12 protein-coding genes and 1 pseudogene are annotated in these 14755 nt (G+C 31.8%); 10 read left to right on the top strand and 3 right to left on the bottom strand.

The annotated features are described in order from the left end of the window. Window positions 1-360: 360 nt before the first annotated feature. The 9 genes and pseudogenes from ACFVRR_RS14390 to ACFVRR_RS14350 all read left to right on the top strand — a co-directional run bounded on the left by ACFVRR_RS14390 (window position 361) and on the right by ACFVRR_RS14350 (window position 9750). The gene (locus ACFVRR_RS14390; protein WP_387329640.1) at window positions 361-936 is read left to right on the top strand and encodes a DJ-1/PfpI family protein; all 576 of its coding nucleotides are present in this window, start codon (window positions 361-363) and stop codon (window positions 934-936) included. Window positions 937-1205: 269 nt separating this feature from the next. Continuing rightward, a complete protein-coding gene (locus tag ACFVRR_RS14385; protein ID WP_387329719.1) occupies window positions 1206-1385 on the top strand; it encodes an NADPH-dependent FMN reductase in 180 nt (59 codons plus the stop codon). 1098 nt (window positions 1386-2483) lie between these two features. Further along, window positions 2484-3680 carry an MFS transporter gene (locus ACFVRR_RS14380; RefSeq protein WP_387329637.1) on the top strand — a complete coding sequence of 399 codons (1197 nt, stop codon included), beginning with the start codon at window positions 2484-2486 and terminating at the stop codon, window positions 3678-3680. A 488-nt stretch (window positions 3681-4168) separates the two neighbouring features. Further along, entirely contained in the window at window positions 4169-4597 is a 429-nt protein-coding gene (locus ACFVRR_RS14375) for a universal stress protein (RefSeq protein ID WP_088041935.1), read from the top strand. A gap of 174 nt (window positions 4598-4771) precedes the next feature. After that, window positions 4772-5086: an iron-sulfur cluster biosynthesis family protein gene (locus tag ACFVRR_RS14370; protein WP_387329632.1), complete on the top strand. Its 315-nt coding sequence runs from the start codon at window positions 4772-4774 to the stop codon at window positions 5084-5086. 358 nt (window positions 5087-5444) lie between these two features. Next, window positions 5445-5724 (top strand): annotated as a pseudogene (locus ACFVRR_RS14365) (hypothetical protein); the annotation flags it as partial. A 249-nt stretch (window positions 5725-5973) separates the two neighbouring features. Next, entirely contained in the window at window positions 5974-6402 is a 429-nt protein-coding gene (locus ACFVRR_RS14360) for an organic hydroperoxide resistance protein (RefSeq protein ID WP_387329629.1), read from the top strand. 1065 nt (window positions 6403-7467) lie between these two features. After that, window positions 7468-7986 (top strand): SRPBCC family protein, encoded by a 519-nt coding sequence (locus tag ACFVRR_RS14355; RefSeq protein WP_387329627.1) that lies wholly within the window; start codon window positions 7468-7470, stop codon window positions 7984-7986. A gap of 399 nt (window positions 7987-8385) precedes the next feature. Next, the gene (locus ACFVRR_RS14350; RefSeq protein ID WP_387329624.1) at window positions 8386-9750 is read left to right on the top strand and encodes an IS1182 family transposase; all 1365 of its coding nucleotides are present in this window, start codon (window positions 8386-8388) and stop codon (window positions 9748-9750) included. Between the two features lie 171 nt (window positions 9751-9921). Here ACFVRR_RS14350 and nfsA read toward each other — a convergent pair whose 3' ends face one another. From nfsA to ACFVRR_RS14335, 3 genes are all read right to left on the bottom strand, one after another. Next, window positions 9922-10671, bottom strand: coding sequence for an oxygen-insensitive NADPH nitroreductase (gene nfsA, locus ACFVRR_RS14345; RefSeq protein ID WP_387329621.1), 750 nt, complete (start codon window positions 10669-10671; stop codon window positions 9922-9924). Between the two features lie 546 nt (window positions 10672-11217). Then, complete coding sequence (locus ACFVRR_RS14340) at window positions 11218-12141, bottom strand: LysR family transcriptional regulator (RefSeq protein WP_387329618.1); 924 nt, start codon at window positions 12139-12141, stop codon at window positions 11218-11220. A gap of 313 nt (window positions 12142-12454) precedes the next feature. Further along, entirely contained in the window at window positions 12455-12847 is a 393-nt protein-coding gene (locus ACFVRR_RS14335) for a response regulator transcription factor (RefSeq protein WP_098565628.1), read from the bottom strand. A 691-nt stretch (window positions 12848-13538) separates the two neighbouring features. On the opposite strand from ACFVRR_RS14335, the gene ACFVRR_RS14330 reads away from it, so the two are divergent. Further along, the gene (locus tag ACFVRR_RS14330) at window positions 13539-14669 is read left to right on the top strand and encodes a CapA family protein (protein WP_483867346.1); all 1131 of its coding nucleotides are present in this window, start codon (window positions 13539-13541) and stop codon (window positions 14667-14669) included. Window positions 14670-14755: the final 86 nt, after the last annotated feature.

Genomic DNA, 14755 nt, shown 5'->3' with positions numbered 1-14755 from the left:
CCTTTTTATTTGTTGCAATTGTAATTAATGCTTTAGCCATTTTTTGTTTTTTTATTTTAGACAAACAAAATAATAATAAACAAATTAACAAAAATAAACAAATAGAGTACAAATAATTGAAATACAAAATAAAGTGGGGTTGTAAATTTTTAGGGGTGGAGGATCAATTGGAAATGCCGGATTTATAGATTTAGGAGACCCCCTAAAGTAGACTACCTATCCTAAATATCGGTTAAGTTTTTTTGAGTGAATACTATAAGGAGATAATATCAGAAAAACGAATCGTAATTCTTTTCTATTCAATTAACGTATAATGGAATAAATTTGAATAGTTAATTTGGTTAAATGGAGGAGTTAAATTTGAACATTTCTATCATCTGTTTTGATAATTTTACAGATATTGATGTATTTTTACCTTGGGATTTGTTAAATCGTGTACGTTTAGTTGGTGGTATTAGTGATTGGGATGTCCAACTTCTAGGAACTGCTAAAACACATATTTCTATGGCTGGATTAAGAATTCCAATGACAGGGGATATATCTGAGATACCATCAGCTGATGCTGTAATATTTGCAAGTGGTATCGGGGTTCAGGATTTATTTGAAAATCAACAGTATTTAAACAAAATAAACTTCGACCCAAAAAGTCAATTGATTGGGTCCATGTGTTCTGGATCTTTAATTTTAGGAGCTAAAGGGTTGTTAAAAGGTCTAAAGGCAACTACTTATCCAACGGTAGTTGAACAACTTAAAAAATTTGATGTAGAAGTTATTGAACAAAGTTTTGTTAATAATGGAAATGTTTCAACCGCTGCTGGTTGCTTCGCTGCCCAGGATCTTTCAGCTTGGATTATTAGAACCTTAGTAAGTGAAGATATGGTAAACACTGTATTAGAAACTGTGCAACCTGTTGGAAAAGGATTGTATTTTAATTAATTGCTCATGAAATATAAAAGACAATGTTAATAAATAGCTTTGTGATAACTATACAACTGTTATACCTTCATATATACAGTAGTTTAAATAAAAAACTTGCATTACATATTCAATCACGTTATCAAGCTCAAACTGAAATTGTTATCTCCACAATTGAAAAACTTCCTATATGTAATTAGGACGATGAGCAAAATCCTACTTTCATTTGTAAAAAAATAAAGGAAGAGATATGGAGATATAAGAAAGTAATTGTATTATTATTGTAACCACTGAATGAATACAATCATTCTAATTCAGAGGTATTAAAAAAAGCTATAGACTGTTTTTCTAGAGTTGATCAGGTAATCGTGAAAAAACCTGTTATGATTGTAGAAGTTTCTCCAGGCGTTTTAGGAACAGCTCGTGCACAAATGCCTCTTCAGCCCGCGAATGGATGCTACAACTGGTAAAACTTTTCATTATGTGTCATGAATAACCGAATCCAAGCAACGATTTCCTCCCAAATCATGTTTTCCTTTTATGATACAAATAGATAAAAATAAAAAAATGAAAAAGGCTTGAAAAAATCTTTGTCAGATCAAACCTTTTCCTTTTTTAAAAGCATTTATTCAATTATATTCTAGTTACGACAATACTGATTAATGGAAAACATCCCAGAAAACAAATTCTCTTATTTCTTGGTTACAATAAATTATCATTTTTATCATCATAAACGTTTTTAATTTCATCAATTTTATCAACTTTATGTTTTACTCCATATCCTTTTTTACTGTTAAAACAAAAGCACCGAAAACAACAAAAATTATGATTCCACCTATTACATATACAGCTGTCATTGACATAAAAACACCTCCAAATTTAAATTAAAGCGATAGAATATTAATTATTTAATAGGATTTTAGATATATCCCCAAACCATACAGAGTAATGTACCGAATACGTATAGGTTTACGAGTAATAGTCAAAACAACTAATGATAAAAATAAACTGAAAAATATTATTGATACGACACTCTCTGTATTAGATTAATTATTTAAAATAGATGGAGTTCTATTTTAATATGAATGGAAAATAGTTAACTAAAATCAGTTAACTAAAATCAGTTAACTTTTTTTGTTGCTATTTATTTTTAATAATTATTCGAGAACGAACGGTAAAAAATAATTCTTTACTGGTCGTTCTCGATATGTTATAAATATATACATCGAAGGGAGATATAAATTGCATTGAAGAACAACTAAAAAACAATTAAAAGTAACTCAATCTAATATAAATGGCTTTTATATAATGAATTGCGAAAACAAGCGCAATTAAAAATACAATTATTGGAGCATGAAATCAGCCTGAAATTTTTATAAAATGAATTTAGTTTACTGCCAACTTTAACAAATCTGGTGAGTATATCCTTTTTGTTAATCGCGGACTTGTGAAGGTTTGTATATTCGAGAATGAGCATTCTCAAAAAAAGAACGAATGGCATATAGAGTAAGAAAATTATTAATAAGTTTATAAATGATAAGAAATAAAATTAAGTCTTAGAAAGGAAAATGAATGTGAAAAGAATGTTATTAGTAATATTATTGATGTCTTGTGGTGCAACTTTTGTCACTCCTTTATTTCCGCTGTATAGTGAATATTATCAATTAAACAGTTTGCAAATTACGATTTTGTTTGCTATCTATGCTGCATTCCTGTTACCGACTCTACTTGTTGTGGGGGCAAAAGGAAGTGCTTGGGGACTGAAAAAAGTTCTTAGCATTAGTATTTTGATTTCAATAGTTTCAACTTTGCTCATGATTGGAAGTACAGAAGCGTGGATGATATATGTTGGAAGAAGTTTAGAGGGAATTGCGTATGGTTCGTTTACTGGTACGTCTGTAGCTTTTCTAATTAGACAATCAGAAACCAAAAAAATTGGTAAAGCTATTAAATATTCAGGAGTTACTGTACTTGTTGGCTTTGGACTTGGACCAGCAATAGCGGCTTTCATGTTACAATATTTGCCTATTCAACCACTTAGATTACCATTTTGGATCTTAATTGGATTATTAATTATCTCGATTGTCATACTAGTATCTCTACCAAAGGATGTAGTTACGAAAGAACAAAAGCTTGCAAAACATAAGATATCACTTGGGGTTCCAAAAAAAATACGTTCTCACTTTTGGTCGATGTCTGGACTTTCTATTTTTACAGTATTTACGATCCAAGGAACAGCACTTGCTTTAATTCCAACTTTCGTGAAAAATGTTATTCAAACCTCTAATTTATTTATTTCTGGTTTGATCTTTTTAATTCTATTAGGTGGTGGTGCATTCGCACAGTTTATTCCTAGACCTTCTCAACCTGTTACACGTATTAGATGGGGGATCTTGCTTTTAGTTATTGGTTCTTGGTTGATTGTTATATCTGGTTTTACAGCAAGTTTACCATTATTATGGATCAGTATATTCATACAAGCACTTGGTGGTGGATGGACTTTCCAAAATGCACTATTTTTTGCAGGGCAACTGCCTGAACCTGAAGCGAAACCACGTGTGATTTCGGCTTTCTGGATGTGTGCGTATATAGGGTTTATTGTGCCTCCAGTTTTTGTTGGAGCACTTACTCAAATTTTCAATTTAAACATTTCTCTTATCGTGCTAAATCTGTTTTCTTCCTTGATTGTCGTTTATGTATTGTTGTATTCAGTTAGATTTAAACAAGTCACTTCCAGTCCTTCAATACGAAATCAAGGAGTGTAAATATCTTATATAATTACAAATTTAAAGGGTAAATGCTATTACAAACACTTAATTTTATTGCATTTTTAAGTCATTGATATTTCCGAAAAAATTTAGGAAATAGCTGGACTAAGTACGAAAAATAACTTTTTAACTTTCTATAACGGAGAGGGTGAATGCAAACAAACCATTAATTTTTATTTGGACATTTGAGAATGAATGTTCTCGAATTGGGTCTTCAGCTATTAGTTACGAATAAAGCAACTGCAAATATTGTTTTATAGATAGGAGAATCTCCCCTATGATTTCGTGATCAATGAAAAAGTTGCGCATACAATGGAAAATCTTTGAGGGATTCTATTAAAAAGCATCAAATTAAAATATGTTATTAACGATCGCTGTCAAGTTTTGTCATCAAAGCGGAGGATTAGATCTAATTAATAAAAAAGATAATCACCGTCATGGGTTTTATCATAAAAATAAGATTTTATAATAAGGGGAGTGACAATATGTATGAACGATTTTTGGTTCCTGTTGACGGATCCGAACACTCTAAACATGCATTGAAATCGGCAAAAAGGTTGGCGCAAAACATGGGGATAAATGCCCGTATAACGCTTCTTCATATCATTCCTAGTAACAATATCAATACAGTTGCTTTCGGAGTGGATATTGATATTGAACAATTGCAAGTAGAGGAAGTTAGGAGGATTTTAGATGAATCCGCACAAGTCCTTTCAGGGTCATCTATACAATATGATAGCGAATACCATATTGGAGATCCTGCAGAAATGATATGCAAGAAGGCAAAAGAGGGAGATTACGATCTTATCGTAATGGGTAGCAGGGGACTTAGCCTCTTTTCAGAACTGCTCTTGGGAAGTGTAAGCCATAAAGTGGTCCAGCATGCGAATTGTGCTGTAATGATTGTAAAGTAAATAAGAGGTGATCGTTACCCCAAGTACTAAGAGAAAAAGTACAAGAAGTAACCAGGTTTTATTATAGAGTTTTTAAATGGTGAATTAATTAAGCAAGCTAAATCGTATGGATATGATTAGTGTTATTATGGTTTGTTGCTAGAACAATATCCTTACTGTAAGGAGGGTTTATAAGTGGATTTTCAAATAACTGATTCTGCAAAGGAAGTATTGTGCAATAAAATGGATGAGAATCAATTTATTCAATTGTCATTTGATCGTGGAAGCTGTGACATAGTAAATAATATTTACGAAATGAAAGTTATTAACAAAAGACCAAATGACGCATATGAAAAAATATTAACAATAGATAACATTGAATTTTTAGTTAATAATGACTTTGAAGAAGTGTATGATAATCAATTAGTAATAGATTATTTAAACGGATCTTTTATCTTTAAAAATAAAAACCAAATATTTAATAATAAAATAGGCCTTAGATATGTTTAGTGCACCAAGAAATGGCTGAGGCATCAACAATTGGACAGAAACAACTGTTGTTGTAATTTGGTTAGAATAAACGTAAAAAGGCAATTTCCCAAAATTGGTGAAGTTGCCTTTCTTTTTTTATGAGCAGCGCGAATATAATTTAGTAAAGTCACTCGCAGCTATTATACTTACCTTTAAATTAAATTTGCCGGGGTTTCTCCTTTTACGCAGATACGAGATTAGCTGCAGCTAACATCGCCATTTTAAAGCGAGTTTCGTAAGTAACAGAGCTGATATGCGGCAAAGTAACAACATTCTTCATTGAAACTAAGGGATTATCTATATTAATTGGTTCTTTGACAAATAGATCTAATACTGAATTCGCAAAAATTCCGATGCCCTAATTGTTATTGGGATAGGCGGTTCTTATCTTGGAGCAAGAGCAGCAATTGAAGCATTTTCACATACCTTTCATAACCAAATAGGGAATACTACTGAAATATATTTTGCTAATAATCCAGATCTGGCAACAAACCCAAGTTATCAATATGCTGCTGTTAGAAACGCTCTTTACCGTAAAGGGAAATCTATTGAACTACTTGTGAACTACTTGTGAACTACTTGTGAACTATGAACCGTCCCTCCATTTTGTATCTGAATGATGGAAGCAACTTTTTGGAGAAAGTGAAGGAAAAAATCAAAAAGGACAATACTTAAGGATGAAAAGAAATACAGTGGATTGGGTAGTTTAATAACATTAAATTGTGTCAATCAATTTACATGATGCCAAACACTAGATTGGGGATTGTGTTAATAAATTTGAATTCATTAATTAGGATATCAATAAAGATAGATGGAAATAATAGGTAGAGAAAAATGAAAATTTACACAAAAGGAGAAAATAACAAATGAATCAACAACCATTATTTACATCTACAGCAACTGCTACTGGAGGAAGACAAGGCAGAGTTGAATCGAGTGATGGAAAAATAAAATTTGATCTCGCAATGCCAGGAAGTCCAAGAGCAAAAGAGTTACCAAACGCTACCAACCCTGAACAACTATTTGCATCTGGATACTCCGCCTGTTTTGATGGTGCATTACAGCACATGGCTAGGAAAGAGCATATAAAAGTCGAAACACAAGTAACTGCAAATGTAAATTTCTTAAAAGATGAAGCGGATCAAGGTTTTAAAATATCTGTAACGCTACAAGTAAAAGGAACTGGAATTGAAAAAGAAAAATTAGAAAATCTTGTGCATAAGGCACACGAATTCTGCCCATATTCAAAAGCTACAAGAGGAAATATAGATGTAACACTTGAGGTTATTGAATAATATGGATTTAGTACTTTTTTTAAAAGAATTATGTCAAATGTTAGGCTTCATCATTTACTATAGTTCTACAGTACAAATTATTAATTAGCTCAATGTTTAGGAACACAGGAAAACTATATCTAGGAATTTAGAGTATATATTCCAAATGTATCTTTTTGTGAATAAGCAGTTGTCAGTGAGTGCCATGGATTTTGCACAAAACCCTAGCCTACTGAAACTAACTGGAATATTTATGGAAGTGGTGTTACTCAGGACTCTATTGGAGACAATATCCGTCCGACAATTATGGTTCGTGAGAGGTCTGACGAGTTTATAACTAATTTTAATATCAGTGACCACGATTTTGCTGTAAATATTGATGCTATTTTGTTGTTTAAGGCGGATTTTGAAAAACGTTTAGCGGGTCATTGAGGAGTAATATAAGGATAAGCATTTTCAAACTATTTTGGGGGATGATTTCATAATGAATTCATTCTCCTTTTTCATGTGGTGGGAGTCTTTTTGTGTGGAGGAAAAAGAAATTTAAAAATACAGATTGTGAATAAGTACACTTAAACTAAATTGTCAGTTAGCACAAAAAATGACCGGCAATGCTGCTGATCACGTTATGCAACTAATGCTAGCATTAGTTGCATAAGATCGTAAAGGACTGTCTAAATTGACAGTCCTTTTTTTCATATATTAAATATCAACATTTTACTTTAACAGTGCCGTTTTAATAAGTAAGCTCTTTCTCATGATCGACTATTCGTCGGTCTTTTTTTATTAAACAAACTGGTAGGATAGTTACATAATAACTGTCTATTAGTAAAGGTCTTTAAAATGAGTACAGTATAAACTTTAGGAGGAAACGTTGTGTTTAAGAAAATAACGTACAATCCAGAGCAATTAGAGGATAATCCATATCTTGAATTTTTTTAACTGGAATCAATCTAAAAGAATACCCAGTAATGATTGATTAATTGGTTTTGCCATGCGTGTACACATAATTTAATATAATATAAAATTCAAGTAGCAAAAACAAACTAAATAACTAAATTTAGATAAAATGAAAGGGTGTTAATAATGAATGAAATTATTTGGCCTAAAGGCTTCCTACCAGGAATGACTGATAACTTTGCTTCCAACGAAATCATCGTGGCTAATCTATCAGCTGCAGAGTTTTGGGATTACCTTAATGATACTTCAAAATGGGAGTTATACTACAGTAATGTTGACACGATTAGCTTCCACAACGTTACGGGACCTGAATTAAACCAAGGTGCTCACTTCCGATTCAATACTTTCGGCTTCCCTTTCGAGGCGGAGGTAGTAGAGTATGAGCCACCTACAAATGACAAACCAGCAAGATTAGCTTGGCATGGCTGGGAGGAAGGCTCAACAGAAGATGATGCGTTACATGTTCACCATGCTTGGCTGCTAGAAGACCTACCTGAAGGACGTGTACGTATTCTTACTCAAGAAACTCAAAATGGTAAAGTAGCTAAAAAGCTGGCGGAAACAAAGCCAAACCCAATGATTAACGGCCACCAAGAATGGATTGATGGACTAGCAAAAGCTGCAGCAAAACAAAAACGATCTTAAGAACTAGAATACAATATTATTTCTAACCGAAATGAGACTTAGAAAGACTGTCATTCATTAGGAGATGGCGGTCTATTATCTTTATTTTTAAAGAGCGTTCTATCTTTTACCAGAAAATACTTATCCTTAGCTAAAAATGTGGGATTATGGAGAAAACAAGGGGCTAAGCATTTTGGTTTCACCACAATCTGATAATGAATAGAATGGGTAAATTTCACCTAATATATAGCCTTTCTTAAGTAACTAAAGCAAGCGTTCGTTGTACAAAATGAAAAAAAATCCTTCCCTAAAGGAAGGATTTTTTTCAGAGTGTTGAAAAACAACTTAGTCAATAGATCTAAGCATATAATTTTAGAAAAAATCCCCTTTGTAGGAAAATTATTACAAGGGGGATTTTTTATGTACTACTATCAAGAGAATTTAGACATCGCAAAAAATCGTAAACTGTATGAGAATATGATTGATGTGGAGCACCACATTGTAAAAATTGATAAAGAAATCAATTGGAATTATTTATATCAACTTATTGAACCTTACTATCGGTCAACCGTTGGCAGACCTTCAATTGATCCACTGATACTAGTAAAAATACTACTAATACAATATATTGAAGGGTTTCGCTCTGTTCGATTTACTTGTAAACAAGTTAAACAAAATGCTACTTATCGTTGGTTTTTAGGGATTTCACCTACTAGAAAAATACCTTGTCATTCGACTATTTCAAAGTTTCTTAATCATCGTTTGAAAGATAACGAGGTTTGGGAAGCTTTCTTTCACTATGTAGTAAATCTAATTAATATAGATGGATTTATTGCGAATGAAACTTGGGTGGCAGATGAAACAGAGCTAAAAGCGAATGCGAATAAAAGGAAACGTGAGGAATGGATTAAAGAAGTCGTAATTGAGGAAGATCTTGATACTTTAAAAAAAGTAAATGAACGTAGACAAAAACACGGTTTAAAATTACTTAAACCTAAAGGAAATAAAACTGAACTGAAACGCGTTTTACTTAATCCTGTTGATGGTGACGCTAGGTTATCAGTTAAACATGATGAACGAGGTCGCTTTGCATATTTTGAACATAGAGTAGTTGATTCCCTACATAATTTTATAATCGATACTCATGTGACGAGTGCGAATGTTCCTGGTCATAGAGTTTTATTGGATCAGTTAGATTCGTTAAAAGAGAGGTTCGGATATTATGCGAATGAAATGGCTATTGATGCGGGCTACTATAATTCAAGATTTGCCGAAGGTTTATTTAAACGAGGGATATTTGCCTATATCTCTCATCGTAGATTTCCAAGTAATGAACATAAAGAATGTAGAAAAACTCATTTTCAAAAAGTAAATGAAGACCTGTATGCCTGCCCTTGTGGTGTACCTTTTCGTTATAAAACGACTACTAGACAAGGCTATCATGAGTTTAAGCCTGACAAAGGTAGCTGTTCTAATTGTCCATTCGCAAAAAAAGATGATCGGGTTTTAAGAATGTCAGTTAACCAACCAATTTACGATAAACTAAGGGAACAAAGGCTATCAACTCGCGGGAAGATATTAAGGTCAGTTAGACCCTCAACAGTAGAATTAAGTTTTGCCCAAAGTAAAGAACTCCACGGCTTACGCTACGCACGATACCGAGGAGTTCAAAAAGTAAAAAGACAAGTTTTGATGACTGCAATCATACAAAACTTGATTAAATGGACCAAACTTCTCTCGCTAAAGGAAATTGGTCTTCATTTAATTTACCAAAAAACAGACTAAATGAACACTAAAACAAAAAATGCCACGAAAAATTCGTGGCATTTACTTGACGAAGTCTTTTTTCAACAGCGTGAAAAAAATCCTTCCCTAAAGGAAGGATTTTTTTAAAGTTAATTTATTCCATTAAAGTCGATTTCTTAAAGAACATGACTGTCAAATCGGCAGTCTTTTCTATTTGAGATCCAGTTTATTTTTTTGCACAAAGGCTTTCATATACACTCTGTTTTGTCTTTCAAGCATAACTGCCATTTGTTCTGTCCATCGGTCTTTTCTTTTACCGCCGGTTCTTTGTTCATAATAACTTGAAACTACTTCATCGAACTCTTTTAATTGCTTTACATAGACCTCTTTATCTTGCTGATATTCGTTCTCATGGTAAATATGTTCGTACGGTAATCTCGGTTTACGGTCTGTAATCTTTTTCGGATATCCCACTGCAATTCCAAACAAAGGTAAAACTCGCTCAGGCGTTTTTAACAATGTTTTCACTTCTTCAAGGTTATTTCGGATTCCTCCAATAAAACAAATTCCCAGCCCCATGGATTCTGCTGCAATAACAGCATTTTGTGCGGCTAAAGATGCATCAATCAATGCAACCATAAAATTTTCAGTGCTTTCTATTGATGGAAGGACACTTTTCATTTCATTTTCTCCTATAATGGAATGACGGTAAAGATCGGCGCAAAATACGAAAAAGTGACCATTTTTCTCAACATACTCCTGGTTTCCAGCTAGCTCGGCCAACTTTTTCTTACGGAGTTTATCTTTTACACCGATGATTGAGTATGCCTGCATATAACTAGAAGTTGCGGCTGATTGAGCACAGGAAACAATCGTTTTTATTTGTTCATCCGATAGAGGCTTATCCTCAAAATAACGGATAGAACGGTGTTCAAGTATAGTCGATATTACATCATTCATGGAATAATACTTCCTTTCTGATTTGAAATGTATATTAAGCTAAGCTATATAATTAAATCTATCCACCTCATTAAACAGTAACTTTTTTCTAATATTTACTGATATAAAAGAGAAGTATCTATGTAGACTTGTTTGTTTGTTTGTGCAAAGACACTTATATCATTACTAATTATCTTTTCCATACTTTTTTGTAAGTAATTAAATTCTTTTTCATTACTTAAACTTATCCACTCTGGTAACGATTTAAGCTTAATTTTTAATTCCAAATTAATTTTAGCTATTTTTGTATTTTCTTTTTATGAATCAAGACTAATTAAGGGAGGTCGAGGTGTGTTAAAAAGTGTAGATGGAGGAAAAACTTGAACAAATCTTTCCAAGGACCTCGACAATAGAAATGCTATAACACTTCAACTTCTCCGGACGAGGAATATTTGGTTGTCGGCACATAAGGTGGCAGTGTTCAGCGATTGAAATTGTCTAAAAAACAACATTAAAAAACATTCCCCTTTCTTTTTTATGGAGTGGGGAATGTTTTTGTATAAGCTATCAGGAATTTATTAAAGAATATTCAGTATTTCCTACATAAAGATTTTTCTCATTCACATATGAAAGCAACATGTCCATAAAATTTCTAGCTGCAGCTCCAATATACTTTTCTTTGTGATGTACAATAGCAATTTCCTTACAAATAATAGGATTAACTAATTTAATTACTTTAAGTGATTGTGGATTCTCAAAAGCGAGAAGAGAATTAGGAAGTATGGTAGCTCCAACACCTGCTTTCACAATTTTCAAAATAGATTGAACATCAGTTACTTCTATGATTGGCTGGATGACAAATCCTTTAGAAGTAGCGGCATCATCAAATAATTTTCGGCAATTGTGGTTCTTCGGACTTAAGACAAGTGGAATGTCCTTGATCTCTTCAAATTCAACAAAATCCCTTTTAGCCAAATGATGTTCAAAAGGAGCTACTAAAGAAAATTCTTCATTATATAAATGTATATTTGTTAACTGTTCTTTCTCATAAGACTGGTGTGTCAAAGCTATATCGATGTCATTTTGAATTACTCTTTCTTCAATATTATCTAACTTAATGATCTTCATTTGTAAATAGGGGTGCATTCTGTGAAGCTCTAAGAATACTACAGTCGCCAATTGACTTAACTCCCCAGACATTGTTCCAACAATCAGTTTTCCTCTTTTTACTTTTTGAAGCTCTCCAATTTGTTCATATATAAATTTTATATTGGAAAATATTTTATCGGATTCTTCTTTTAGAATTTTTCCCGCTTCAGTAATAGCAATTTTTTTACCTAAGCGATCAAATAAACGAACTCCTAATTTGTCTTCTAGGGCTCTCATTTGACGGCTTAAAGCAGGTTGTGATATTCCTAATTTTTCTGCTGCTCGTGTAAAATGTAATTCATCACAAATAGCCAAAAAGTATTCTATTTCCCTTAATTCCATTAATTTAACTCCTCAATAGTATTTTGTTTTATGGAAAGATACTCTCTCAATAAACTATCATGTGACTACCACTCTCAAAAAGTATATAAAGTAGTAGAACTGAAGGTATAACTACATTCCAAATAAGAAAAGTCTTTAAAGTAATTGAGAAGTTCAAAGAAGAATAAATCGAATACCTTTTTCACCTTCTAAAGTCTCAGCTTTTACACTACTCACAAAGGAGCCTCGCACCTTCCATTCCAGTCATAGATTATCCTGAGAGTGCTCAAAAAGAAATTATTTACAAGCAACAAACCTGTAAAAATCTACATATCTATGTTTTTTTATTAACCTTCATTTCCTTTTTTAGTCTTTGTAACAGTAAACTTGTTCTTGCGAGTAGTTCTCTAATATCAAAAGGCTTCGTTATATAATCATCAGCACCAAACTCTAATCCTAATAACCGATCTATAATGTCATTCCTAACGGTTAGTAAAATAATGCCCATGCCATTTTTACTTCCAACTTGTTTACATAAATCTAATCCATTCATTACAGGCATCACAATATCGGAAATCATAATTTCAGGTTGAAAAACAGAAACTTTCTCTAGTGCCTCTTTGCCATTAAATGCTGTTTCTACATTATATCCTTCCCTTCGAAAAGCATATGCTAAGGATTCTACTATACTTATTTCATCATCTACAATTAATATTTTCTCATTCACGGACTCACCTAAATTCATTGTTAATTTATTACTTATAAAAACTTTTGTTTTAATTTAAATAAAAATTAATAGTTGTCATTTCCAATAATTAAAAATACTCCTTTCTTCTTGATGGTTTAATAATATTGAATTATTATTTCAAAATTAATCATCAGTTGTTTCTAAGTTGTAAACTTTCGTTAAATTATAAAAAGGTAAACCACTAAAGTGATGAACTATTAAAAATATAATGCTTCACTAGATCTTTTGTAGGAGTTGTTTAATGTAAGCATTCTATCTTAAAAATACATCCAATGATTTTAAGAAAAACTTATTCGTTCTAACTTAAAACATTATTAATAGATGCTTCCGATGAAAAAATGCTCAAATTTTTATTATTTACAACTTAGATACAAGTTGTGTCTAAATTCGAAACATCCAAACCTTATTATTCTTTTATAAGGTTTTGAAGGGAGATGAATTTAGATCATATGTAATAGGAATTGTTATAGATTTAATTACTTTTTATTTAGTCAAATTTAAAGTAACTTAATTTAATTATAAATTCATGTAAATCTTTAATAATGAGACTACTAATAGAATCTCTTATAACATTATTTATGAAATTTCATAACAATGAAAAAAGGATTTTAAGGGTTATATATTGAGAAAATTAGTTTAGGGAGATAAAAAATTGAGCAAGAATCGAAAAATAACTTCTAGAAGAAAAAAACGAATAAAAAGAATCTTTTCACTTCTTATTTTTTTAATAATTTTATTTGTTTGTAAAAATGTTTATTCAATTACATTTGGTAATGAATTAAAAAATGAGGAAAATTCTCAAAAAAATGTACACAAACCAATTAAACATACAAATACAATAAAAGCACCACCTCAAAGACAAGTAGAGAAAACCATTAAAATTAGTGCAGCTGGCGACTTTACACTTGGTACTGATGAAAGTTTCAATTATTCTGATTCATTTGTCGATGAAGCGAAAAGAAATGGTTTACATTTTTTTGTAGATAGATTAAATAATATTTTTAATGAAGACGATTTTACTACTGTAAATTTGGAAACTACATTGACAAATGCCACAGAAAAAGCAGTTAAAAAATATAAATTTAAGGGAGATCCATCTTATGCCAATATTCTAAAATATGGCGGAATAGATGCGGTAAATCTCGCAAACAACCATAGTCATGATTATTTAGTAAAAGGTTATGATGACACTATTAGAAACTTAAAAAAATACAAGATAGGTTATTTTGGATATTCCAATCACTATTTAACAACTGTTAAGGGGATAAAAATAGGAGCACTAGGATATGAAGGTTGGAATGATACTCCTGAATTAAGAGTTAAAATTGCTAATGATATAGGTGAATTACGAAATGCTGGTGCAAAAGTAATTTTAATCCATTTTCATTGGGGTATAGAGCGAGAGTATGTACCTAATAATACTCAAAAAAGCTTGGCTCACTACGCGATTGATCACGGAGCAGATTTAATACTTGGGCACCATCCTCATGTACTTCAAGGAATTGAAGAATATAATGGAAAATTTATTGTCTATAGTTTAGGTAACTTTATGTTTGGTGGGAATCGAAATCCTAGTGATAAAGATACAATTGTTTTTCAGCAAACTTTTCACTTCCAAAATGGAAATTTGACAAATGAAAAAGAGTTGAAAGTGATACCTTTTTCTATTTCCTCTGTTTCTTCAAGAAACAACTATCAGCCAAAGTTATTAGATGGCCCAGAAAAAGAGAGAGTTAAAAATAAAGTTATTGATATTTCCGAAAAAATTTCAGGGAATAGTTGGACTATGTACGAAAAATAACTTTTTATCTTTCTATATATGAACACGAATTTCAAAAACGAAATCAAATTTTTGACAAGTTAACAATTAGACAAAGCAGCATGTGG

This window comes from Gottfriedia sp. NPDC057948 (assembly GCF_042887255.1).
Classification (GTDB): Bacteria; Bacillota; Bacilli; order Bacillales; family Bacillaceae_G; genus Gottfriedia.
Note: the sequence above shows the minus strand (reverse complement) of the source record. Positions and strands in the feature narration are given on the sequence as shown.